This window comes from Marinobacter salarius, from assembly GCF_032922745.1.
Classification (GTDB): domain Bacteria; phylum Pseudomonadota; class Gammaproteobacteria; order Pseudomonadales; family Oleiphilaceae; genus Marinobacter.
Window position 1 is genome coordinate 2,217,517 of the sequence record NZ_CP136693.1, and the last position, 21,221, is coordinate 2,238,737.

Annotated in this window: 24 protein-coding genes; 14 read left to right on the forward strand and 10 right to left on the reverse strand. The window is 57.1% G+C overall.

Annotated elements, in window-relative coordinates; translation table 11 throughout:
- Window position 1 precedes the first annotated feature (1 nt).
- The 9 genes from rapZ to R1T46_RS10290 all read right to left on the reverse strand — a co-directional run bounded on the left by rapZ (window position 2) and on the right by R1T46_RS10290 (window position 7,059).
- Window positions 2–883, reverse strand: coding sequence for an RNase adapter RapZ (rapZ, locus tag R1T46_RS10250; RefSeq protein ID WP_300494218.1), 882 nt, complete (start codon window positions 881–883; stop codon window positions 2–4).
- Between the two features lie 28 nt (window positions 884–911).
- On the reverse strand, window positions 912–1,382 hold the full coding sequence (gene ptsN / locus R1T46_RS10255) for a PTS IIA-like nitrogen regulatory protein PtsN (protein WP_317308166.1): 471 nt from the start codon (window positions 1,380–1,382) through the stop codon (window positions 912–914).
- Between the two features lie 93 nt (window positions 1,383–1,475).
- Window positions 1,476–1,784, reverse strand: a complete 309-nt coding sequence (gene hpf / locus R1T46_RS10260; RefSeq protein ID WP_126812032.1) for a ribosome hibernation promoting factor — start codon at window positions 1,782–1,784, stop codon at window positions 1,476–1,478.
- A gap of 124 nt (window positions 1,785–1,908) precedes the next feature.
- Window positions 1,909–3,435, reverse strand: a complete 1,527-nt coding sequence (locus R1T46_RS10265) for an RNA polymerase factor sigma-54 (protein ID WP_317308293.1) — start codon at window positions 3,433–3,435, stop codon at window positions 1,909–1,911.
- Window positions 3,436–3,587: 152 nt separating this feature from the next.
- The gene (gene lptB / locus R1T46_RS10270) at window positions 3,588–4,313 is read right to left on the reverse strand and encodes an LPS export ABC transporter ATP-binding protein (RefSeq protein ID WP_300494211.1); all 726 of its coding nucleotides are present in this window, start codon (window positions 4,311–4,313) and stop codon (window positions 3,588–3,590) included.
- On the reverse strand, window positions 4,291–4,836 hold the full coding sequence (gene lptA, locus R1T46_RS10275; protein WP_317308294.1) for a lipopolysaccharide transport periplasmic protein LptA: 546 nt from the start codon (window positions 4,834–4,836) through the stop codon (window positions 4,291–4,293). The genes lptB and lptA overlap by 23 nt, the downstream gene beginning before the upstream one ends.
- Window positions 4,837–4,930: 94 nt before the next feature.
- Window positions 4,931–5,521 carry an LPS export ABC transporter periplasmic protein LptC gene (gene lptC, locus R1T46_RS10280; RefSeq protein WP_317308167.1) on the reverse strand — a complete coding sequence of 197 codons (591 nt, stop codon included), beginning with the start codon at window positions 5,519–5,521 and terminating at the stop codon, window positions 4,931–4,933.
- The gene (locus R1T46_RS10285) at window positions 5,522–6,079 is read right to left on the reverse strand and encodes a KdsC family phosphatase (protein ID WP_300494208.1); all 558 of its coding nucleotides are present in this window, start codon (window positions 6,077–6,079) and stop codon (window positions 5,522–5,524) included.
- Window positions 6,079–7,059 carry a KpsF/GutQ family sugar-phosphate isomerase gene (locus R1T46_RS10290; RefSeq protein WP_300494206.1) on the reverse strand — a complete coding sequence of 327 codons (981 nt, stop codon included), beginning with the start codon at window positions 7,057–7,059 and terminating at the stop codon, window positions 6,079–6,081. Before R1T46_RS10290 ends, R1T46_RS10285 begins: the two co-directional genes overlap by 1 nt.
- Before the next feature lie 228 nt (window positions 7,060–7,287).
- Here R1T46_RS10290 and R1T46_RS10295 point away from each other — a divergent pair, with 228 nt between their 5' ends.
- From R1T46_RS10295 to R1T46_RS10345, 11 genes are all read left to right on the forward strand, one after another.
- Complete coding sequence (locus R1T46_RS10295) at window positions 7,288–8,100, forward strand: ATP-binding cassette domain-containing protein (protein ID WP_317308168.1); 813 nt, start codon at window positions 7,288–7,290, stop codon at window positions 8,098–8,100.
- The gene (gene mlaE, locus R1T46_RS10300) at window positions 8,100–8,879 is read left to right on the forward strand and encodes a lipid asymmetry maintenance ABC transporter permease subunit MlaE (protein ID WP_317308169.1); all 780 of its coding nucleotides are present in this window, start codon (window positions 8,100–8,102) and stop codon (window positions 8,877–8,879) included. The genes R1T46_RS10295 and mlaE overlap by 1 nt, the downstream gene beginning before the upstream one ends.
- Window positions 8,880–8,917: 38 nt before the next feature.
- Entirely contained in the window at window positions 8,918–9,373 is a 456-nt protein-coding gene (gene mlaD / locus R1T46_RS10305) for an outer membrane lipid asymmetry maintenance protein MlaD (RefSeq protein ID WP_007155310.1), read from the forward strand.
- 26 nt (window positions 9,374–9,399) lie between these two features.
- Window positions 9,400–10,053 (forward strand): ABC transporter substrate-binding protein, encoded by a 654-nt coding sequence (locus R1T46_RS10310; RefSeq protein ID WP_317308170.1) that lies wholly within the window; start codon window positions 9,400–9,402, stop codon window positions 10,051–10,053.
- Window positions 10,050–10,391, forward strand: coding sequence for a lipid asymmetry maintenance protein MlaB (locus R1T46_RS10315; protein WP_317308171.1), 342 nt, complete (start codon window positions 10,050–10,052; stop codon window positions 10,389–10,391). Before R1T46_RS10310 ends, R1T46_RS10315 begins: the two co-directional genes overlap by 4 nt.
- A gap of 60 nt (window positions 10,392–10,451) precedes the next feature.
- A complete protein-coding gene (locus R1T46_RS10320; RefSeq protein ID WP_036209886.1) occupies window positions 10,452–10,694 on the forward strand; it encodes a BolA family protein in 243 nt (80 codons plus the stop codon).
- Window positions 10,695–10,721: 27 nt separating this feature from the next.
- Window positions 10,722–11,984: a UDP-N-acetylglucosamine 1-carboxyvinyltransferase gene (gene murA / locus R1T46_RS10325; RefSeq protein ID WP_317308172.1), complete on the forward strand. Its 1,263-nt coding sequence runs from the start codon at window positions 10,722–10,724 to the stop codon at window positions 11,982–11,984.
- A 22-nt stretch (window positions 11,985–12,006) separates the two neighbouring features.
- Entirely contained in the window at window positions 12,007–12,657 is a 651-nt protein-coding gene (hisG, locus tag R1T46_RS10330; protein WP_317308173.1) for an ATP phosphoribosyltransferase, read from the forward strand.
- 189 nt (window positions 12,658–12,846) lie between these two features.
- Complete coding sequence (hisD, locus tag R1T46_RS10335; RefSeq protein ID WP_317308174.1) at window positions 12,847–14,166, forward strand: histidinol dehydrogenase; 1,320 nt, start codon at window positions 12,847–12,849, stop codon at window positions 14,164–14,166.
- Window positions 14,163–15,218, forward strand: coding sequence for a histidinol-phosphate transaminase (gene hisC / locus R1T46_RS10340; protein ID WP_317308175.1), 1,056 nt, complete (start codon window positions 14,163–14,165; stop codon window positions 15,216–15,218). Before hisD ends, hisC begins: the two co-directional genes overlap by 4 nt.
- Before the next feature lie 34 nt (window positions 15,219–15,252).
- Window positions 15,253–15,996, forward strand: coding sequence for a Nif3-like dinuclear metal center hexameric protein (locus R1T46_RS10345; protein ID WP_317308176.1), 744 nt, complete (start codon window positions 15,253–15,255; stop codon window positions 15,994–15,996).
- Between the two features lie 3 nt (window positions 15,997–15,999).
- On the opposite strand, the gene R1T46_RS10350 is transcribed toward R1T46_RS10345, so the two are convergent.
- Window positions 16,000–16,437: a YhcB family protein gene (locus tag R1T46_RS10350; protein WP_317308177.1), complete on the reverse strand. Its 438-nt coding sequence runs from the start codon at window positions 16,435–16,437 to the stop codon at window positions 16,000–16,002.
- Between the two features lie 263 nt (window positions 16,438–16,700).
- On the opposite strand from R1T46_RS10350, the gene zapE reads away from it, so the two are divergent.
- The 3 genes from zapE (at window position 16,701) to R1T46_RS10365 (ending at window position 21,192) form a co-directional block, all read left to right on the forward strand.
- Window positions 16,701–17,798, forward strand: coding sequence for a cell division protein ZapE (gene zapE, locus R1T46_RS10355; protein WP_317308295.1), 1,098 nt, complete (start codon window positions 16,701–16,703; stop codon window positions 17,796–17,798).
- Between the two features lie 65 nt (window positions 17,799–17,863).
- On the forward strand, window positions 17,864–19,048 hold the full coding sequence (locus R1T46_RS10360; protein ID WP_317308178.1) for a thiolase family protein: 1,185 nt from the start codon (window positions 17,864–17,866) through the stop codon (window positions 19,046–19,048).
- 242 nt (window positions 19,049–19,290) lie between these two features.
- Entirely contained in the window at window positions 19,291–21,192 is a 1,902-nt protein-coding gene (locus R1T46_RS10365; protein WP_317308179.1) for a DUF1302 domain-containing protein, read from the forward strand.
- Window positions 21,193–21,221: the final 29 nt, after the last annotated feature.

A 21,221-nucleotide genomic window follows, 5' to 3' on the forward strand; every position in this document is an offset into this window, starting at 1 on the left:
TTCAGCTGTTCCTGCTTTGCAGGTGGGGCAGCTCGGTGTGGCGAACCTGCACGTTGCTGTATTTGCCCGAGAAATAGCGGCCGAGCTGGTCGCAGATATAAACCGAACGATGTTGGCCACCGGTGCAGCCGATGGATATGGTCATATAGCTGCGGTTGCTGTCTGCAAACGATGGTAGCCAGTTTTCCAGGAATTGGGTCAGGTCTTCGACCATCTTACGGCTCAACGGCTCCTTTTCCAGGAAATCGATGACCGGCTGGTCGGTGCCCACGAACTGTCGAAGGCTGGTGTCCCAATAGGGGTTGGGCAGGCAGCGCACATCGAACACATAGTCCGAATCCAGTGGCACGCCGTGCTTGAACCCGAACGACTGGAACAGCAGCGCCAGTTCCTGGTGGCGCCTTCCCGCGACCCGTTGCTTCACCATATCCCGGAGCTCGTACATGGACAGCCCTGTGGTGTCGATGTAAAGGTCTGCCAGTTTTGACAGGGGCTCCAGAAGTTTCTTTTCGTTGCCAATGGCCTCCCGCAGGGAGGTTTTGTCATCACTCAGCGGGTGCTTCCGGCGGGTGGCATGGAAGCGCTGCAACAGAGACTGTTCATCGGCGTCGAGATAGATGACCTCGATGGTTACGCCGGTGTCCTGAAGGCTGCGGTAGATATCCTCGAAGTTGCTCAGCTCCCCGGAGAGGTTACGGGCGTCGATGCTGACCGCCATCTTTCCCAGCCGGCCAGGAGAATTCTGGTTGGTGGCTTCCTGCGTGAGAGGGAACAACAGGCCAATAGGCAGGTTGTCGATGCAGTAAAAGCCCAGGTCTTCCAGAACATGTAACGCGGTACTTTTCCCGGAACCTGATCGGCCGCTGACGATGATCAGTTTCATAGCCCGTTCACCTTGGATGTGGAGTTGTTCAGCTTGTTTCGGCTGTCATCCGGCGATAGAGAGAGCCTGCATCAGTGCACTGACGCAGCTGGTCGCAGAATGCACGTTCGTTGAACTTTTCGGCTAGCTGACTCAAAAGCTCAAGATGCTCGCTGGTGGCTTCCTTGGGGACAATCAAGGTGAAGACGAGATCCACCGGCTGGTTGTCGATAGCATCGAACGCAACGCCTTCTTCCAGGGTCAGCAAAACGCCGACCACGTGATCCAGCCCTTCCAGTCTGCAGTGGGGGATCGCGATGCCCTGTCCGATACCCGTGCTCCCCAGTCGCTCCCGTGCGACCAGGTTGGTGAATATCTGGGTGTCGCTGAGCAAAGAGTCGTGTTGCTGGATCTGCTCGGCAATGGTTTCCATAACCCGCTTTTTGCTGGAGGCAGGCACCCGGCAAAGGGTTAGCTCCGGCGCGAGAATGTTCTCGATAGTCAGGGATGTGTCGGTCATGAATCGACTGCAGTTCCGTAAAAAAAGGCTGCGGCACGTGTTGCATGGTTAGCCAGTGCCGCAGCTCGATTAACTGTCATGCAGGGGTGCGTCCTAGCGGGCGCCGTTCCCATGCATCCGGTCTACGTTCTTTTCCTTGTGCTTCAGGATCTGCCTGTCCAGCTTATCTACCAGTCCATCAATGGCAGCGTACATATCGCTGTTTTCGGCCTTTGCGTGAATCTCACCACCTATCACGTGAAGCGTAGCTTCCGCCATCTGGCGCACTTTTTCCACCTCAAGGGTAACCTGGCAATTGCTGATATGGTCGAAGTGCCGCTCAAGCTTTTCAAATTTGCCTGATACGTAATCTTTCAGTGCGGGAGTCAGTTCTACGTGATGGCCTGAAATATTGAGTTGCATAGGCTTCTCCTGTTTTCAGCTTACCGGCACCCGTTAGGATGCCGGCTGTGTGCCACAGCGTTATGCTGCAGGCGGTATATTTTCAGGAAAGGGCTCTCCCCGTGAGGCGGGGAACAGACGCTTTCTACACCAGTCGCTTTCGCTCGTTGGATGGAGGAATGTGCATTGCCTCGCGATACTTGGCCACGGTTCGTCTAGCCACTTTGATACCCTGGTCTCCTAGCATGGCTGCAATTTTACTATCGCTCAATGGCTTTTTCGGAGTTTCCGTTGCAATCAGCTTTTTGATCATCGCGCGGATTGCCGTGGATGAGCACTCTCCACCCTCGTCGGTACTGACATGGCTTGAGAAAAAATACTTAAGCTCAAATATGCCTCGCGGTGTGTGCATGTATTTCTGGGTGGTGACGCGTGAAATGGTCGACTCATGCATTTCCACCGCCTGGGCAATATCAGAAAGAATCAATGGTTTCATGGCTTCCTCGCCATGATCCAGGAATCCCTGCTGGTGCTCGACAATACGGGTGGCCACCTTGAGCAGGGTTTCGTTACGGCTTTGCAGGCTCTTGATGAACCACTTTGCCTCCTGCAACTGGTCCCGCAGGTACGTGTTGTCGGCACTGCTGTCCGCCCGCTTTATAAGAGAAGCATAGCTTGCATTCACACGAATGCGCGGTGCAATTTCAGGATTCAGTTCCACGCGCCAGCGCTCATTGTGTTTGCGCACGATCACATCGGGAATGACGTAGTCCGGCTCGGCCTGGTCCAGAGTGTCGCCAGGGCGCGGATTCAGTCCGGTAATAAGGGCCAGCACATCCCGTAGCTGTTCTTCCTTCAGGCGGCTGCGACGTAACAGTTGGGCGTAATCACGGTTACCCAGCAGGTTTATGTAGTGGGTAATCACCAGTCGGGCCTGAGCCAGCCAGGGTGTTTCCGGGGGCAGCTGATTCAGCTGGATCAGCAGGCATTCCTGCAGATTACGGGCGAACACGCCGGGTGGATCGAAGTGCTGCAGGCGATGAAGAACGGCTTCCACTTCGTCCAGTTCCAGCGGGTCTTCATCGGATTCGTCCACCATGCCTGAGTGAATTTCCTCAAGCGGAGACGTCAGGTAGCCGTGGTTATCAACCGCATCCATCAGGGCGTGGGCAATGGCCTGATCCCGCTCGCTCATGGGCGTCAGGTTCAACTGCCATTCCAGGTGGTCCTGAAGCGTTTCAGTGGGGGAGTTGCGGGTTTCGAAGTCGTTGTCGTTTTCGTCGTCGTTACGGGCCGCTGAAGCTGGAGCGGACTGGTAAATGTCATCCCAGGCGGTGTCGACGGGAAGGTCATCAGGAATGGTGTCGGGGCTATCCGTTTCTGATGACCAGTCAGGTCCGTTTTCGGATTCGTCCCAGTCCGTTGCGGTGTCGGAGGTGGTGTTGGATTCCTCGGTTGACGCTGTTTCAGAGGACTCGTTGTCATTGTCCGTGGATTCCGGACTCTGGTTGTCGTCGTCTTCCGAGGTTTCCAGCATTGGGTTGGATTCCAATGCCTGCTGGATTTCCTGCTGAAGGTCCAGGGTGGAGAGCTGCAGAAGCCTGATAGCCTGTTGCAGCTGGGGCGTCATGGTCAGGCTTTGGCCCAGCTTTAACTGTAATGAGGCTTTCATAACCATGGTTCAGGATCCGTCACTCGGTCTCTCTCTTCCGTCACTCAGGCTCTCTCTTTACGTCACTCGGGCGCTCTCTGGAGCCGGGGTTGCATAAAAACTCTTTGTATGCTGGCTACTTGCCGCACCAAGCAAGTTCTTTGCCGAGTGTACTACAGGCGAAACTCGTTGCCCAGATACACTTCCTTGACCTGCTGGTTGGCCAGTATATCGTCCGAGTTGCCAGAGGCAATGATATGGCCGCCACTGACAATGTAGGCATTCTCGCAGATATCGAGGGTTTCCCGCACGTTGTGGTCGGTGATCAGTACGCCGATGCCCTTGTCCCGCAGGTGCCGGATGATCTGCTTGATGTCGCTCACTGAGATGGGATCGACCCCAGCGAAGGGCTCGTCCAGCAGGATGAATGCCGGCTCCATCGCCAGTGCGCGGGCAATCTCCACCCGTCGTCGCTCGCCACCTGACAGGGCCATGCCGACGCTATCGCGGATGTGGGTGATGTGAAACTCTTCAAGCAGTTCCTCCAGCTTAGCCTCCCGGTCCGCGCGCTTGAGTTTGCTGCGGGTTTCCAGGATGGCCAGTATGTTGTCGCGCACGGTGAGCTTGCGGAACACCGATGCTTCCTGGGGCAGGTACCCGATTCCCTTTCGGGCACGGCCGTGCATGGGCAGGGGCGTTATGTCCTGATTGTCGATGGTGATTCGACCGTTGTCGGCGGGAACCAGGCCAACAATCATGTAGAAACACGTCGTTTTGCCCGCGCCATTGGGTCCAAGAAGGCCGACTATCTCGCCGCTGCGAATTTCCAGGGAAACGTCGATGACGACCTTCTTCTGCTTGTAGCTTTTTGCCAGGTTACTGGCCCTGAGAACTGCCATCGGTATCCTGTTCGCCGGAGTTGTTGTCTGGATTGTTGTCTGGATTGTTGTCTGGATTGTTGTCGGGATTGCCGCGTGGCTGTATCACCATCTCGACCCGACCGCTGCCATCGCCCTGATCGGCGGAGCCTTCCGCCGTCACAACACGTTCGGCGCTATCATAGTGAATGATATTGCCGCGGAACAGGTTGCCGCCCTGTTCGATAACGGCTTCGCGTTTAAACGTGACCCGATTGTCCGAGGCGGACCAGGTGATCGTCAGGGCGCGGGCGTCGGTTTCGCCCTGGCCTTCCATTGCCGGCTGGCGGTAGCGTGCCGGGGTACCGGTGGCTTCAATGCGGCTGACGCCATTTTCGTCCCGGTGGAGCACAACCTTGTCCGCCACGAGGTTGGCGTCGCCCTGGCTCATTTCAACCGAACCGGTATAGGTTGCAATGCCCTGACCTTCGTCGAGCCGCGCGTTGTCGGCGTTGACCGTGATGGGTTGATCGGACTCCAGATCAAAGGCCGCGGCGAATGGCATGCCAACGGTAAGTGTCAGTGCCAGAACAATCGCTGAGAGTACCGGGCGCGAAGCAACCGATTGGTGTCCCTTGCGGTGAGGGTGGGGCATGAATTTACTTGCCGGGCTCATAGCGTCCTTCCACTTGAGAGTCGAGTTCGAGGATTCGGTCATCAATCCAGGCCTTCATGCCGGTTGCGCGGGTCAGGCTGAACGAATCGGTCAGTTTCACCGGAGCGTCTGTGTAAACAGTACGCTCTGCGTTATCCAGTGTCAGCGTCGACGTGGTTAATGTCAGTGGGCGCCCACCTTGGGCTTGCTGGGACACCCGAACATCCCCGGTCAGGTGGACCAGGTCGTCAGCTTCCATGAACTGGCCTTTGTTGGCCTGGACTTGCCAGGGTGCGTCACCGGGTTCGCCGTAAAGCGTCGCATTCGGCGATTCCATGATGGTCTCGCTGCGGGCCTCGAATTGCTCAATACGCGGGCTTTCGAACTGTGCGGTAAGCTGCCCGGTCTCATCGAAAGAGAGGTAGCGACCATTTACCACGAAACCGTCTGGCTCCGATTCTCCTCTCAGCGCGGCGGCATCCACCGGCTCTGATGACTCGTCACTTTGCCAGAGCAGGAAAAACAGTGCCACTATCGTGAGGGCCAGCCCCAGGGTTCGTACCCAAGGCCGTGCATAGAGGGCTTGGGCGGCCATTCAGTCCTGCTCCAGGTAGGGTTGCAGGCTGGCATTGAGTTGCCCGCAGGCACAGAGCAGCAGTTCACAGGCTTCACGGACTGCGCCGCTGCCCCCCGCGGCCGACGTGCAAAAATCCGCGTGCTGGCGCACCAGCCAGTGGCCATTGGGTACCGTTATGCCTAGCCCGGCATAGCGGATCGCGGGCAGGTCCGGAAGGTCGTCGCCCATGTAGGCAATCTGGTGTGGCGCGATCTCCAGCCGTCCCGCCAGTTCCCGCAGGGCGACTTTCTTGTCCTCACGGCCCTGCATCAGGTGCGGGATGCCGAGGTCGTTCATGCGTTTTTCCGTCAGCGGCGAACGTCGTCCGGTAATGACAGCAACGTTGATGCCGGCAGCCATAACCTGTTTGATGCCCAGGCCGTCGAGAATGTTGAAGCCTTTGATCTCGTCGCCCGAGGCGCTGAACAGCAGAGTGCCGTCGGTCATGATGCCGTCCACATCCAGGGCCAGGAGGCGAATGGCAGCGGCTTTCTCGATCAGGTCCGCTGGCCATTGAGGGCGCAGAGTGTCGGCCATCAGATCACTCCCGCCCGCAATAGGTCGTGCATGTTGATAGCGCCAGTCAGTTTGCCGTCGCGATTGATGACGGGCAGGGCGTTGATCTTCAGCTCTTCCATCATGTTCAGTGCCTCGGCGGCCAACTGGTCATCGTGGATCACACGCCCGTTGCGGGTCATGACCTCGGCAATCGGCGTGTTGTGAATGTCCACGGAGCGATCCAGGGTGCGGCGCAAGTCGCCGTCTGTGAACACGCCGACCAGGTCTCCCCCGGTATTGATGACCGTCGTCATACCCAGGCCCTTGCGGGAAATCTCCAGCAGGGCGCCGCTGAGGGTGGTGCCTTCCTGCACGCGGGGGATCCGGTCCCCGGTGTGCATAATATCGGTGACACGCAGCAGCAACCTGCGGCCCAGGCTGCCGCCGGGGTGTGAAAGCGCAAAGTCCTCTGTGCTGAACCCACGGGCTTCAAGCAGCGCCACGGCCAGGGCATCGCCCATCACCAGAGTGGCCGTGGTGCTTGAGGTGGGGGCCAGTCCAAGGGGGCAGGCTTCCTGGGCAACGCTGATATCCAGGTTGGCAACGGCCTCCCGGGCCAGGATGGAGTTCCCATTGCCCGTCATGCTGATCAGCGGGGCTCCCATGCGCTTGATTAACGGTAAAATAGTCAACACTTCGCTGGTGTTACCGCTGTTGGAAATGCCCAGGACCACGTCCTGACTGGTGATCATTCCCAAGTCACCGTGACTGGCTTCGCCTGGGTGTACGAAGAACGATGGCGTACCAGTGCTGGCGAGGGTGGCGGCGATCTTGTTACCGATATGGCCGGATTTTCCCATGCCGGTCACAACAACACGACCCTGACACGCCATGATAACTTCGCAGGCGCGAACGAAATGGTCATCAATCCGGTCGGTCAGGGCGTGGATGGCCTCACGCTCGATCTCGATGGCTCGCAGGGCGGATTCTCTGAAGGTCTGGCTGGTCTCGGTGTTCATCTGGCTTCCGGGTTCGAAATGTTGATGCTTTTCATCGTGGCAAAAGTATATCACTTCAATGGCTGTGACTGCCCTTCCTGACAAGACGTTCAGCAAAAACTGATCATTGACATCAGTTCATTTTGTGACGGATGGATTGAGGTTCACGGCAGGTTGACATAATGTAGCGCACTCATTAAAGGCTGGGAATGCGGGCTCACCGACACCCGGGCGGTTTTGGAAGCAGGTATGGACACATCCCCCTACATTGAATTGAGAGAAGTGGTTTTCACTCGCGGAAATCGCCGTATCTTTGATGGCGTCAGCCTGGACATTCCCCGCGGCAAGATTACCGCCATCATGGGGCCGAGCGGCACCGGCAAGACCACGTTGTTGCGGCTGATCGGCGGCCAGCTGAAACCGGACTCCGGCAGCATAGTCGTCGCGGGGGAGAAAGTTCCTCAGCTCAAGCGCAAGGCGCTTTACCGTCTGCGGGAAAAGATGGGGATGCTGTTCCAGAGTGGAGCGTTGTTCACGGATCTCAGTGTCTTTGAAAACGTGGCGTTCCCGCTCCGGGTTCATACCACCTTGCCGGAGGATATGATCCGCGACATCGTTCTGATGAAGCTCGAAGCTGTGGGGCTTCGCGGAGCCCGGGATCTGATGCCGGCAGAACTGTCTGGTGGTATGACCAGACGTGTGGCGCTGGCGCGCAGCATCGCGCTGGACCCAGAACTGATCATGTACGACGAGCCTTTTACCGGCCAGGACCCGATTGCCATGGGTGTCCTGGTAAAGCTGATCCGGGATCTCAACAGTTCCATGGGCCTGACCAGTGTGCTGGTGTCCCATGATGTGCCGGAGTCCCTGAGTATCTGCCACTACGCCTGTATCGTCGCGGATGGTCGTATCATAGGCGACGGCACACCTGAGGAGTTGAGGGCGCACCCATCGGAACAGGTTCAGCAGTTCCTGCGTGGTCATCCGGATGGTCCGGTGCCGTTCCACTATCCGGCTGCCGATGCGGCTCAGGACTGGAGTATGGCCGGGAGGGGGGATTGATGGACCGGCTGGCGGCTTTTGGCCGATTGGGGATGAACGTGATTGCATCGCTCGGCCGCTCCGGGCGTTTCCTTGCCGGTGCCCTGGGAGGCGTCCCACGGCCCTCGGTCGGTTTTCCGCTGCTGCTGACGCAGCTGTACTCCGTCGGTGTTCTGTCCCTGGCCATCATAGTGGTGTCCGGCCTGTTTATCGGGATGGTTCTGGGGTTGCAGGGGTACACCATCCTCAGCGACTACGGATCTGAAGCCGCGATCGGTCAGATGATTGCCCTGACCCTGGTGCGGGAACTGGGCCCCGTGGTGACCGCGCTGTTGTTTGCCGGCCGCGCGGGTTCCGCACTGACGGCGGAAATCGGGTTGATGAAAACCACCGAACAGCTTTCGAGTATGGAAATGATGGGCGTTGATCCGCTGCGCCGCGTGATTGCCCCTCGTTTATGGGCGGGCTTTATTTCGGTGCCCGTGCTGGCTGCGGTGTTCTCGGTGGTTGGCATATGGGGTGGCATGCTTGTGGGCGTTGAATGGCTGGGCGTGTTCGAAGGGTCATTCTGGGGCAATATGCAGTCTTCCGTAAGCTTCACCACTGATGTCCTGAATGGTGTCATCAAGAGTATTGTCTTCGGATTCGTCTGCACCTGGATTGCGGTCTATCAAGGGTATGACTGTGTGCCCACCTCGGCCGGTATCAGTGCCGCAACGACCAAAACCGTGGTGTATTCGTCGCTGGCCGTACTCGGGCTGGATTTTGTGCTTACCGCCGTCATGTTTGGTGACTTCTGACCGCGGTATACTGGAAAGTCAGAAAACAGGGGGCCGGAATGGCACAGAGAACAACAGAAGTGATTGTGGGGCTGTTCATGATCGCGGGCATCGCCGCCATAATGTTTCTGGCGTTGCAGGTCAGCGGGCTTACGCCGAAAGCGCCGGAAAGCTCGTACACACTCTACGCCAATTTTAACGACGCCGGCGGGCTGACGCCCCGGGCAAAGGTATCCATGGCTGGTGTCACCGTTGGCAAGATCCGGGAGATAACCCTGAACCGGGAAACCTATCAGGCCCGCGTGACTATTGATGTGAACGCCAGTGTGGATAATATTCCAGCGGATAGCTCAGCAGTAATACGTACATCCGGGCTGCTTGGCGAACAGTACATTGATATTTCGGTGGGCGGAGATATGGAGTCGCTGGGCGACGGAGATACGTTCTATTCCACACAATCCGCCATGAATCTTGAACGGCTAATATCCAACTTTGCCTCAGGGCAGTCACAATGAAAGAAAGTGGTTCACGGGAGAAAACCATGGTTCTGATCAGACAAAGCCTGATGATAGTCACGTTGCTGATGGTAGCACTGGCAGCGCCGGCCCATGCCGGTCCGGAGGAGGAACTCCGCGAGTACGTTGATAAGAACACCCAGAGGCTGGTCGACAAGCTGAATGAGGAAAAGGGTCTTTATGAGAAGGACCCCCAGGCGTTCTACCGGAGTATGGATCAGGAACTGAAAAACTTCGTCGACTTTCGCCGAATCGCCGCTCGGGTCATGGGCCGCTATGCACGGCAGACATCACCGGAACAGCGCGACGAATTCGTCGAAAAGTTCAAACGCAGCCTTTTCGACAGTTACGCTCAGGCTCTGGTTAGCGCTGACGATTTTACCATCGAGGTAAAGGAAGCCACGATCAACCCGAACGACGACGCACGGGCGTCCGTGCGTATGGAAGTGATCAGCGCCTCCGGCACCCGATATCCGGTGACGTACTCCATGTACGAGGCGGAAGAAGGGCGCTGGATGATGGAAAACGTGATCGTCGAAGGCGTGAACATCGGCCTCGCATTTCGTGATCGGTTCAGCCAGGAAATGGAGAAAAACGGCGGCGAGGTCCAGGCCGTGATCGACGACTGGGGTGATGCGGTGGAGTCCCTGAACCTCGAAGGTGACGTCGACAAATCATGAGTACGAATCTGCCTGAGGTGAGTCTTGATGGCAATACGCTCTCAGTGCGCGGGGAAATTGACCCCCTGTCCGTAGTCCCGGTCAGGCGCGAGGGGGAAAAGTCGATACAGGCCAGCAAGGCGGATCTGCAGGTAGACCTGTCCGCCATGGGCACCGCCCACAGTGTAGTGCTGTCGCTGCTGTTGTGCTGGCAACGCTTTGCATGCGCTCGCAGCCAGTCCCTCCGGTTTATCGGCGTCAGTGATCGACTGAACTCGTTGGCCGCCCTGAGCGGCCTTGACCGCCAGTTGCCGGGCTTCTCCTCGCCGTCATCGCCTGAAAACCTGCACCAAAGCTGACCCGAATGCCATAATTGGTTACAATCTCGCCCTTGATTTAAAAACGCCCGAGGATTTTTTATGGAAGCCACCGAAGTTGCCGAGCTGGTCAAAGAGGCGCTGCCCGGCTGTGAAGTCGAAGTGCAGGTCGATGGCAATCACTATCTTGTTGTTGTGGTGGGCGATGTTTTCGAGGGGCTGCCAACCATCAAGCGGCAGCAACTGATCAACAAGGCGTTGTTTCAGCACATTCTGGACGGCACCATTCACGCTCTGCACCCCAAGGCCTTTACGCCGGCTGAATGGGCCGCGCGCCAGGGTTGATACGCCCGCAAACTACAGGACACCATTGTGGACAAACTTCTGATCAGAGGCCGCAAGCCTCTCGACGGCGAAATCCGGATTTCCGGCGCCAAGAACGCAGCGCTACCGATTCTGGCCGCCACACTGCTGGCGGACGAACCGGTAACGGTGGGCAACCTGCCGCACCTGAACGACATCACCACGATGATCGAGCTGCTTGGCCGCATGGGCGTGGAACTGATGATCGACGAGAAAATGAGTGTCGAAGTCCACGCCAATACCATCAAGCAGTTCCACGCGCCCTACGAGCTGGTTAAAACCATGCGGGCCTCGATTCTGGTGCTTGGGCCCCTGGTGGCTCACTTCGGCGAGGCGGAAGTGTCCCTGCCGGGTGGCTGTGCCATTGGTAGCCGGCCGGTTAACCTGCACATTCAGGGCCTGGAACAGATGGGTGCCGAGATCAAGGTCGAAAATGGCTATATCAAGGCAAAGACCAATGGCCGCTTGAAAGGTGCCCATATCTTCCTGGACACCGTGACGGTCACTGGCACCGAAAACCTGATGATGGCCGCAGCTTTGGCCGATGGTAAAACCATCCTGGAAAACTCTGCCCGGGAGCCGGAAGTGGTGGATCTGGCGGAATGCCTGATTGCCATGGGCGCGGACATCAAGGGCCATGGCACCGCTACTATCGAAATCAATGGTGTTGAGAGACTCCACGGTTGCCATTACGACGTGCTGCCGGACCGTGTTGAAACCGGCACCTATCTGGTTGCTGCGGCCGCATCCCGGGGTCGGGTGAAGTTGAAGGATACCCGCGAGGACCTTCTGGAAGCTGTACTGCTGAAACTTGAAGAGGCCGGTGCCCATATCGATACCGGCAAGGACTGGATCTCCCTGGATATGAAAGGGAATCAGCCCAAGGCAGTCAGTATCCGGACTGCTCCATACCCGGCGTTCCCCACCGACATGCAGGCGCAGTTTGCGGCCATGAATGCTGTGGCTGAAGGCACCGGAACCATCGTGGAAACGGTATTCGAAAACCGCTTCATGCATCTGCAGGAGCTGATCCGCATGGGCGCGGACATCACGCTTGAAGGCAATGCGGCCATTATCAAGGGCGTGGATCACCTCACCGGTGCCCCCGTTATGGCAACGGACCTGCGGGCGTCCGCGAGTCTGGTTATTGCCGGGCTGGTGGCGGATGGTGACACCATCGTGGACCGTATTTACCACATCGACCGTGGTTACGAGTGTATTGAAGAAAAACTGCAGCTGTTGGGCGCCAGTATCCGGCGCCTGCCAGCCTGAACACATTAAACCGGAAGGACGCATGACCGACTCCATCACCATCGCGCTGTCGAAGGGGCGAATCCTGGACGAGACGCTGCCGCTGTTGAAAGAAGCGGGTATTGAACTGGTCGACGATGTAAAGAAGTCGCGGAAACTGGTGTTCCCAACCACAGATCCCAATGTGCGCATACTGATTCTGCGCGCGACCGATGTGCCTACCTATGTTCAGTACGGTGGTGCGGACCTGGGGGTGACGGGAAAGGACGTGCTGATGGAGCATGGCGGCGACGGGCTTTATGAGCCGCTGGACCTGAATATTTCCCGGTGTCGGTTGATGACAGCGGGGAAGAAAGGCATCAAAGCGCCGGAAGGCCGGCTCCGTGTCGCGACCAAGTTTGTGAACCTGGCGCGCCAATATTACGCGGCCCAGGGCCGTCAGGCAGATATCATCAAACTGTACGGTGCCATGGAGCTTGCGCCGATTCTGGGTCTCGCCGACGAGATTGTGGATATCGTTGATACCGGTAATACCCTGAAAGCGAATGGCCTTGAAGCTCGTGAGCTGATTGAGAACATAAGTTCTCGCCTGGTGGTCAATCGTGCATCGATGAAGATGAAACATGCGGGCATTAATCCCATAATTGAGATGATGTCTGCTGCTGTTGAGAAGCGGCGGGCCTCTTCGGAGTAAGAACGGCTCAGGAAGGGCTTTCCAAAACACGCTCCTTCGGCACATCCATGTGACGCTTGGACTCCGCCATCCATGGCTTCGTACAGTTTTGGAAAGCCCTTCCTGACCCGTTCCCGGGCCATTTACTTATCCTCAGGCCAATAACACTTTTCAAACCGCGGAGTAGATTCGCACAGCAGGAAAGATGAAATGACTGATATCAGCATCAGACGATTGAACGCTTCCGACAGTGGCTTTAACAGTGCGCTGGCCAAGCTTCTGGCTTGGGAAGACAGTGTTGATCATCAGGTAAATGAGTCGGTTCGTCATATCCTGCATCAGGTAAAAACCCGTGGTGACGCGGCGGTTCTTGAGTTTACCGAGAAGTTTGACCGGCTGAGGGTTGGTTCCGTTGCCGAGCTGGAGATGGGGCAGGAGCGGTTGCAGAAAGCTTTAGACGCTATTCCCCAGGATCAGCGTATTGCTTTGGAAAAAGCCGCCGAGCGGGTGCGTGACTATCACGAGCGTCAGAATCAGAAGTCCTGGCAGTATGAGGACGATGACGGCACGGTGCTGGGGCAGAAGGTGACGCCGCTGGATCGGGCAGGGCTTTATGTGCCGGGTGGCAAGGCCGCTTATCCGTCGTCGGTTTTGATGAACGCCATTCCGGCAAAGGTTGCCGGGGTAGGTGAGGTAATCATGGTGGTTCCTACGCCGGATGGTGTGGTGAACGATATGGTTCTTGCGGCTGCGGCGATTGCGGGTGTGGACCGTGTGTTTTGCGTAGGCGGCGCACAGGCAGTTGGCGCATTGGCTTATGGGACCGAAACCATTCCGGCGGTAGATAAAATCGTCGGTCCCGGCAATATTTTCGTCGCCACTGCCAAGCGCGAAGTTTTCGGCACCGTCGGCATCGACATGATTGCGGGCCCATCCGAGATTCTGGTGATTTGCGACGGTAAAACCGACCCGGACTGGATCGCCATGGACCTCTTCTCCCAGGCCGAGCACGATGAGCAGGCCCAGTCCATCCTTATCAGCCCGGATGCGGCGTTCCTGGATGCGGTGGAGGCCAGTATCAACAAACTGCTGCCTACCATGGAGCGGGCGGACATTATCGCTACCTCAATGACTGACCGGGCCGCGCTGATCCACGTTGCCGACCTTTCCGAAGCCGCCCAGGTGTCCAACCGCATCGCGCCGGAACACCTGGAGCTTTCCGTGGAAGACCCGGAGAGTCTGGTCGAAGAAATTCGCCACGCCGGTGCGATTTTTATGGGCCGCTTTACGGCCGAGGCGCTGGGTGATTACTGTGCCGGCCCTAACCACGTGTTGCCGACGTCCGGTACGGCGCGTTTCTCGTCGCCCCTGGGAGTTTATGACTTTCAGAAACGGTCTTCCCTGATTGGGTTTACTGCGAAGGGTGCGGACCGGATGGGGCGGGTTGCCTCGGTTCTGGCCCGCGGTGAAGGGTTAACGGCGCATGCTCGCTCTGCCGAGTACCGGGTGCGGGAGGATCAGTCTACATGAGTAAGTTATGGAGTCCGTTGGTAAAGGATCTGGTTCCCTATGTCCCCGGGGAGCAGCCGAAAATGGCCAACCTGGTGAAGCTGAACACCAATGAAAACCCGTTTGGTCCGTCTCCGAAGGTCGTCGAGGCGATCACCGCCGAGCTGAACGATAACCTTCGGCTCTATCCAGATCCCGAAGGCGAAGCCCTGAAAAACACCATTGCCAGCTACCATGGCGTCCAGAGCGAGCAGGTTTTCCTCGGTAACGGTTCCGACGAAGTGCTGGCGCACATCTTTTATGGCCTCTTCCAGCACGGCGAGCCCGTGCTTTACCCGGACATCACCTACAGTTTTTATCCGGTGTATTGCGGGCTCTATAACATTGAAGGCAAAACGGTACCGCTGACCGAGAGCTTCGAGATTAATCCCGAGGACTACAAACAGCCTAACGGTGGCGTTATCTTCGCCAACCCCAATGCGCCTACCGGGCGATACCTGGCGCTGGACAAGGTTGAGGCTATCGTGGCCGCCAATCCCGATCGGGTTGTGGTTGTGGACGAAGCCTATGTGGATTTCGGTGGGGAGAGTGCCATCAAGCTGGTCGGGAAATACCCGAATCTCCTGGTCTGCCAGACCCTGTCCAAGGCCCGTTCCCTGGCGGGATTGCGCGTTGGTTTCGCGATTGGAAGTTCGGAGGTTATTGAGGCCCTGAACCGCGTCAAGAACAGCTTTAACTCCTATCCTCTCGACCGCCTGGCCCAGGCGGGCGCCATTGCTGCCTTCGAGGACGAAGACTGGTTCCGTGCCACCTGCGAAGGCGTGATCGGTGAGCGGGGATGGGTGACCTCTGAACTGGAAGCCCTGGGCTTCGATGTGTTGCCCTCGAAGGCCAATTTTATCCTTACGCGCCATCCGGATCACGCCGGCGAGTCCCTGGCGAAGGGGCTGCGGGAACAGGGTGTGATTGTGCGTCACTTCAATAAACCCCGTATTTCGGATTTCCTGCGCATCACCATCGGCACCGCCGACCAGAACAAGCGGTTGATTGAGTGCCTGAAAACGTTGGTGTGACACAACATACTCAAGGCAATATCACGGAGGCTGCATGGCTTCACGCACTGAGATACTCCGCACACTGAACGACTGGCTGGCCCCGGAAAACTTCAAGGACTATTGCCCCAACGGTCTGCAGGTTGAAGGCGCGGAAGAGGTCAACACCATTGTCAGTGGTGTCACTGCTTCCCGTGCGCTCGTGGACGCGGCAATCGACGCGAATGCCGACATGATCCTTGTGCACCATGGCTACTTCTGGAAAGGGGAAGATCAGGCTATCCGTGGCATGAAGCGGGACAGGATCAAGCGCTTGTTGGACCACGACATTAACCTGGTTGCTTACCACCTGCCGCTGGATGATCATCCTGAGTATGGCAACAATCGCCAGTTGGCCGACGTTCTGGGTATTCTTAATCCCCGTCCGTTGGGCGGGCTTGTTTGGCAGGGTGAACTGGAAGCTCCGATGGCGCCGCAAGCGTTCGCAGACCTGATTGGTGAGCGTTTGGCGCGGGCACCGCTCCGGGTTGGAGAGGGGCCGGTACAGATTTCCCGGGTTGGCTGGTGTACTGGCGCGGCACAGGGATTCATTGGCAGCGCATTGGACGCGGGGCTGGACGCCTACATCAGTGGCGAGATCTCAGAGCCGACCACCCATACCGCCCGCGAATGCGGTATCCATTACTATGCAGCAGGGCATCACGCCACAGAGCGCTATGGCGTTCAGGCCCTGGCGCGGGCTCTGGAGAAAACGTTCGGGATAAGTCACCGGTTTATCGACTGCGATAACCCGGTGTAAGCGTCAGGCTTTCTGCTGCTTCTCGGCCAGGCCAAAGTCCTCGGCCAGGGTGCCTTTTTCCTTGGGGTCGCTCTTCGGGGCGTAGTCCCGGGGCGGCTCTGCATTGTCTTCGCTGGCGGCGCCTTCCAGGCGAGCCTTGGCGTTTTCTTTTTCAAGCTCCAGCAGCCAGTCCTCGTCGTTGCAGAGGCGGTTGGCACCTCGCGCCATGTGCTGGTTCACGTCCCGGTAGGTGTCGTTGAAACGGCGCAGCAGGTGCGCGGATTCCATAAAGTGCTCATTAACCTGCGCCTGGTAGCGAGTGTACTCGTTTCTCAGCTCCTCAATCTGCTGTTCCGCCCGGCGCTGCCGCAGGGTGGAGCCTTGACCAGACCGGCCAACCAGAACCCCGATGACAATGCCAACAATCAATGCGGCGATGGCTGCCAGAATCAGGTTTGTCATAAGCTGTGTCATCCTTTTGATGAATAGGAATTCCTTCCTAAAGTATATCGTCTCAAGGCCCTTTCACGCACGAATGCTCAGTGCGCCAATCGTCGTATTGCGTCGTGTGTCGGGCTTGCCCCCCCGCTGCAGCGGTCTCCGGGAGTGCCGAACGTGGCGAATAAAGCCAAAATCGGCCACAATACGCCGCCGTTATGAATGACCATACTTCGGGAAACGCCTTAATGACACCCCAAAAGCGAATCCGTATGACCACTACCCATATGACCCCATGGGAACGATACCAGCAGGACCTTGAGCGGCCCGAGTTTCACAAAGACCCGGCCCAGGAAGATGCGGTCCGCCGTTTGCAGTCACTTTACGACAAACTGGTGGCGGCGGAAAGGGAGCGTGACAAACCGATGGTCAAACTTCGCCTCAAGTTCAGGAAGGGCAAAGAAGATCCGGTGAAGGGTTTGTATTTCTGGGGCGGCGTGGGTCGCGGTAAAACTTACCTCATGGATACGTTCTATGAAGCTCTGCCCTTTGATCGCAAGATGCGAGTGCACTTCCACCGGTTTATGCAGCGTGTTCACAAGGAACTGAAAAGCCTGAAAGGCGAGAAAAACCCGTTGGATATCGTGGCGAAAATGTTTGCGGACGAAACCCGGGTGATCTGCTTTGACGAATTTTTTGTCTCTGACATCGGTGACGCCATGATACTGGCAACGTTGATGGATGGCCTGTTCAGCCGTGGTGTGACCCTGGTCTGTACCTCCAATATCGTGCCTGACGGGCTTTACAAGGATGGCCTGCAGCGTGCCCGCTTCCTGCCCGCCATCGCGCTGGTCAAGAAGCACACCGAAGTGGTGAACGTGGATGGCGGTGTGGATTATCGCCTGAGAACCCTGGAGCAGGCCGAGTTGTACCACTTTCCCCTGGATGAGGACGCCGACAAGAGCCTTCAGAAAAGTTACGACGGGCTTGCGCTTGAGGCGGGCAGCCACAGCCTGGAGTTGGATATCAACGGCCGAAAGCTGACCGCCCTCAGCCACGCCGATGACGTGGTCTGGTTTGATTTCAGGACCCTGTGCGATGGCCCGCGCAGCCAGAACGACTACATCGAGCTGGCGCGGGAGTTTCACGCAGTGATCATCAGCAATGTCCCGGTGCTGGGAAAAGACAAGGACGATCAGGCCCGGCGATTCATAAACATGATTGACGAATTTTACGATCGCAACGTCAAGGTGATCATTTCCGCAGAAGCTTCGATTACGGACCTGTATGCCGGCGGGCGGCTTGGTTTTGAATTTGAACGAACGGAGTCCCGGTTGCTGGAAATGCAATCCAGGGAATACCTCGAGGCACCTCACAAGGCCTGATAGACGTCGGACTAAATGAAGTCCAATCCGATAACGAACTACCCAAACGATAGAGAGATCAAGTAATGAGCACAGACAACGTCGTCATCGTCAGTGGTGTACGCACCCCCATGGGCGGATTCCAGGGCAGCCTGGCCGCGGTTTCCGCACCGGAGCTGGGTGCTATCAGTATTACCGAAGCTATCCGCCGTGCCGGGTTGCAGCCGGCAGACGTGCAGGAAGTGATCATGGGCAATGTCCTGCCGGCAGGGCTCAAGCAAGGGCCGGCTCGCCAGGCCATGCGGCAGGCGGGGCTACCGGACAGCACTGGTGCCACGACGATCAATAAGCTTTGCGGTTCGGGCATGAAAGCCGCCATGTTTGCCCACGATGTGATCAAGGCCGGCACCAACGATATTATGGTTGCCGGTGGCATGGAGAGCATGTCCAACGCACCGTACATCCTACAGGGCGTTCGCGGTGGCTATCGCATGGGGCCAGGCCAGGCGCCTCAGGACCATATGTTCCTGGACGGCCTTGAAGACGCGGAAACCGGTCGGCTGATGGGGGCTTTCGCTCAGGAAATGGCCGACAAGAAAGGCTACACCCGGGAAGAGATGGACGAATACGCGATTACCTCCCTGACCCGAGCCAAGAAAGCCATTGAAGAAGGGCTACTGAAAGACGAAATTATCCCGGTTACCGTCAAGACCCGCAAAGGTGAAGTGGTGGTTGAGGACGACGAGCAGCCCCACAGCGCCAACATCGAAAAGATCCCGAGCCTGCGCCCGGCCTTTGCCAAAGACGGCACTGTTACCGCGGCCAATGCCTCGTCAATATCGGATGGTGCCTCTGCACTGGTGTTGATGCGTGAATCCGAAGCCGAAAAGCGCGGCCTTAAACCCTTGGCGCGGATCGTTGCCCATAGCACCCAGTCCCAGCATCCGGCTGAATTCACCTGCGCTCCGGTGGGTGCCATCGAAACCCTTTTCGCCAAAACCGGCTGGACAAAAGACGACGTGGACCTGTTTGAGATCAACGAAGCCTTCGCCATGGTCGCCATGATGCCCATCCGCGAGCTCGGCCTGGACCCGGAGAAGGTCAACATCCACGGTGGCGCCTGCGCTCAGGGTCACCCTGTCGGTTCCACTGGCTCCCGCCTGCTGGTGACGCTGATGCACTCCCTCAAACACTATGGCAAGAAGAAGGGCGTTGCAGCACTGTGTATTGGTGGTGGCGAGGCGACGGCGATGGCTATTGAAATGCTGTGATTTGGGCCGGCTGGTTGCATCCAAATTTGTTGACTATAGTGAGTCAGTGCGAGGGAAGTCTGCCGCAGAGAGGGGCGTACCAGAGAGGGGCGGAATCGTAAAATCATACTTTTGACTGATCAAAGCGTTCGATGGCGTTAGCTATAGTGCCAACATCACGAGCACTGTGCATGAAGCCTCCAAACATCGTGAACACCAATAATCAGAGCAGCGACTCAGAACAACAATGGAGTAGCCTTCCAATGACAAGAAAAACACATCAATGGCAGCAGTGGACTAAATTGCCGCTGGCCGTAGCAGTTGCAGCCGGAGTATCCGGGCAGGCAGCTGCCTATTCATTTTACGTGGGGGATGTGGAAGCCTCTTTCAACACGACGCTGTCGGCGGGCGTTGGCTGGCGAACCGAGTCACAGGACAGAAGGTTGATTGCCCAGGGTAACCTGGGGCCTGAATACGCTCCCGGTCAGCCCTTGGCCAACATCGGTGCTTCTACCAACAACTATGACGACGGTAACCTCAACTTCGAGAAAGGGGATACCTACTCCAAAATCGTCAAGGGTAACAGCGAACTTTTTCTCAGCTACGATGTGGATAGCGACACGCTTACCCGGATAGGTGGCTTTGCGCGGGGGCGTTACTGGTATGACTTCGAGTTGAAGGATGAGAGCAGAGCGGTTGATCCTGTTGGTCAGCGTCGCGAACTGAACGAAGAGGCCAAAAAATATGCCTCCGGCGGCGAAATTCTTGATGCCTACGTATTTTCCGACTGGTATTTTGGTAATGTGCCGGTCAGCCTGCGCTACGGCAAGCAGGTGTTGAGCTGGGGTGAGAGTACATTTATCCAGGGGGGCATAAATACCATCAACCCGGTTAACGTACCTGCCTTCCGGGCACCAGGCTCCGAACTGAAGGATGCGCTGTTGCCGGTTGAGATGTTTTACGCATCCGCAGGTATTACGGAAAATGTGACTGTTGAGACCTTCGTGCAAGCTGATTGGGAGCCGGTTCGCCCAGATGATTGCGGCACGTTCTTTTCCACAAACGACTTCGCTGCTGACGGTTGTGGTCCAGTTTTGCTAGCAGGTCAGTTGCCTGATTCTCAAGCGGCGGCGCAGGGGTTCATTGCTCCTCGTCTTGCGGACCGTGAGGCAGATTCCAAAGACCAGTTTGGTGTCGCGTTGCGCTGGTATGTGCCAGCCCTGAACGATTCAGAGCTTGGTTTCTACTACATCAAGTACAACAGCCGTCTGCCGTATGTCAGTGGTCTGGTGAACAACCCGTCTTCACCCAGCGGCAGCCAACAGAACGATCCGAATGAGCCGAACTCCACGTTTCCGAGCTACTTTATTGAGTATCCCGAAAACATCAATCTCTATGGTATCAGTATCAACACCACGACCCCGGGTGGTTGGTCTCTGGGTGCTGAATACAGCTTCCGTGATAACGTTCCGCTCCAGTGGAACGCATTTGAGCTGATCTTTGGTGGTTTGCAGCAGCGTGGTCCAAACGGGGAAATTCTAAGCAAGCTGGAAAAACAGCGGCTCGAAGAATCCGGTGGAGCCAATCTGGCTGGAAAGCCTGTTGACGGCTACGACCGGTTCAATGTTTCCCAGGCGCAGTTCACGCTGATCAAGTTCTTCGACCAGGTCATGGGAGCAAGCCGCCTGTCCCTGATCACTGAATTTGGTGCCACCTACGTTCACGATCTTCCGGACGAAGATGAAGCCCGTTACGGTCGCTCAGGCACCTTCGGTATCGGTACGTTGCCGGTGGACGGCTCCAACTTCACGGGTGATTTCTGTGAGGCAGGCGCCAACATCAATACCAACTATTGTAATAACGAGGGCTTTACCACGTCCTTTTCCTGGGGCTACCGTACCCGTCTGGTGTGGAGCTACCTGAACGCGTTCTCTGGCATTAACCTTTCACCACAACTGGCCTGGAGCCACGATGTGCAGGGTTACGCGCCTTCTCCGGGCGGTAACTTCAGCGAAGGCAACAAGGCCATTGGTCTGTCATTGCAGGCTGAATACCAGAACCGTATAACCGGTAATATCGGTTACACAAACTTTTTCGGTGGCAAGCCGTATAACGAGTTGACCGACCGTGATTTCGTGAGTGCGAGCGTTTCCTACTCATTCTGATTCGGCCTGAATTCGTTTAACGAGGTAAT